Annotated in this window: 1 rRNA gene; it reads right to left on the reverse strand. The window is 54.5% G+C overall.

The window, feature by feature from the left end:
- Positions 1-385: ribosomal RNA gene (locus ACYQ0O_RS13115) — 16S ribosomal RNA — on the reverse strand; the annotation flags it as partial.
- Between the last annotated feature and the right edge of the window lie 99 nt (positions 386-484).

Below are 484 nucleotides of genomic sequence, written 5' to 3' on the forward strand. Positions count from 1 at the left end.
CCCAATATTCCCCACTGCTGCCTCCCGTAGGAGTCTGGGCCGTGTTCCAGTCCCAGTGTGGCCGACCACCCTCTCAGGCCGGCTACCCATCGTCGCCTTGGTGGGCCGTTACCCCACCAACTAGCTAATGGGACGCAGACCCATCCCAGGGCGCGTGCTTGTAAACAGAGGCACGCTTTCCCATACCTGACCTCAGTCAAGTATAGCTCATACGGTATTAGCACCCCTTTCGAAGTGTTATCCCGTACCCCAGGGTAGGTTGTCTACGCGTTACTCACCCGTCCGCCGCTCTACTCGTACCCCAAAGGATACTTTCGCGCTCGACTTGCATGTGTTAGGCACGCCGCCAGCGTTCATTCTGAGCCAGGATCAAACTCTCAGGTTATATAATACAACCTATAAACAGTCCCTTACCTCAGAGACTCGCTTCCTTACCTTTCTACCCCCCCATTCCTATAACTATCTACCCCTTGTCAATGAACTG

This window comes from Desulfothermus okinawensis JCM 13304 (assembly GCF_054654515.1).